Origin of the sequence: Pedobacter sp. Leaf132 (assembly GCF_920984695.1) — a bacterium.
Taxonomy (GTDB): Bacteria; Bacteroidota; Bacteroidia; order Sphingobacteriales; family Sphingobacteriaceae; genus Pedobacter.
Genome location: NZ_CAKLBO010000018.1, coordinates 1 through 1,982, shown reverse-complemented (window position 1 = coordinate 1,982; position 1,982 = coordinate 1). Strand labels below are relative to the sequence as shown.

Sequence of the window (1,982 nt, the reverse complement as noted above, 5' to 3'; positions counted from 1 at the left end):
AACTTTTTAGAGTATCATGTTGCGCAGCGAGTAGTCAACTCTGCTCCAGAAAGGAGGTATTCCAGCCGCACCTTCCGGTACGGCTACCTTGTTACGACTTAGCCCCAGTTATCGGTTTTACCCTAGGACGCTCCTTACGGTTACATACTTTAGGTACCCCCAACTTCCATGGCTTGACGGGCGGTGTGTACAAGGCCCGGGAACGTATTCACCGCGTCATTGCTGATACGCGATTACTAGCGAATCCAACTTCATGGGGTCGAGTTGCAGACCCCAATCCGAACTGTGAATGGCTTTATGAGATTCGCATACTATTGCTAGCTAGCTGCCCTCTGTACCATCCATTGTAGCACGTGTGTAGCCCCGGACGTAAGGGCCATGATGACTTGACGTCGTCCCCTCCTTCCTCTCTGTTTGCACAGGCAGTCTGTTTAGAGTCCCCATCATTACATGCTGGCAACTAAACATAGGGGTTGCGCTCGTTGCGGGACTTAACCCAACACCTCACGGCACGAGCTGACGACAGCCATGCAGCACCTAGTTTCGTGTGATTGCTCACTTATTCATCTCTGAATAATTCACTAACTTTCAAGCCCGGGTAAGGTTCCTCGCGTATCATCGAATTAAACCACATGCTCCTCCGCTTGTGCGGGCCCCCGTCAATTCCTTTGAGTTTCACTCTTGCGAGCGTACTCCCCAGGTGGAATACTTAACGCTTTCGCTTAGCCGCTAACTGTATATCGCTAACAGCGAGTATTCATCGTTTAGGGCGTGGACTACCAGGGTATCTAATCCTGTTTGATCCCCACGCTTTCGTGCCTCAGCGTCAATAAAACCATAGTAAGCTGCCTTCGCAATCGGTGTTCTGAGACATATCTATGCATTTCACCGCTACTTGTCTCATTCCGCCTACCTCTAGTTTATTCAAGCCCATCAGTATCAAAGGCACTGCGATAGTTGAGCTACCGTCTTTCACCTCTGACTTAACAGGCCGCCTACGCACCCTTTAAACCCAATAAATCCGGATAACGCTTGGATCCTCCGTATTACCGCGGCTGCTGGCACGGAGTTAGCCGATCCTTATTCTTCTGGTACATTCAGCTCTCTACTCGTAGAAAGGTTTATTCCCAGATAAAAGCAGTTTACAACCCATAGGGCAGTCTTCCTGCACGCGGCATGGCTGGTTCAGAGTTGCCTCCATTGACCAATATTCCTTACTGCTGCCTCCCGTAGGAGTCTGGTCCGTGTCTCAGTACCAGTGTGGGGGGTCATCCTCTCAGATCCCCTAGTCATCGTCGCCTTGGTGGGCCATTACCCCGCCAACTAGCTAATGACACGCATGCCCATCTTAATCCTATAAATATTTGAACATTGGATAATGCTATCCTGTGTTTTTATGCGGTGTTAATCCGAATTTCTTCGGGCTATCCCCCTGATTAAGGTAGGTTGCATACGCGTTACGCACCCGTGCGCCACTTTCATATCCAGCAAGCTGGATAATCTCGTTCGACTTGCATGTATTAGGCCTGCCGCTAGCGTTCATCCTGAGCCAGGATCAAACTCTCCATTGTAAAATGTGTTGTAAGATTCTGACCAGTTTTAACTATCGTTAAAAATAGTCTTCTTTTTTTAATTATGTCTGTCAGACATTTGACTTTAAAATCAAGCTCCGGTATTCTGTACTTGAATCCGTACTTCATTACCTCGCTTGCGCTACATTGACATCTCTTTTAAGAACTTGTTCGGCCCGGTACCTCGCGGCGGCCTTTTATATATCTTCGGGTTTCAGTTTCTGATGGTCTTATTCGTCCCTCTTCAGTTTCTTCCGTTTCAATCTCGTTTTTTCTATCTTCCCGACATCCGCCGTTCTGATTTTTTTACCCTTCCTTTCGGTTGGGAGTGCAAAGGTAAGAATCTTTTTTTAACTTCCAAATAAAATAAATTTTATTTCTTCGTCGCCTTTTTCTTCTTAATCCCTCTTT

At 47.3% G+C, this 1,982-nt stretch carries 1 rRNA gene; it reads right to left on the bottom strand.

From position 1 onward, the window contains the following. Positions 1-49: 49 nt before the first annotated feature. Positions 50-1,571, bottom strand: a 16S ribosomal RNA gene (locus tag LUA86_RS19135). Positions 1,572-1,982: the final 411 nt, after the last annotated feature.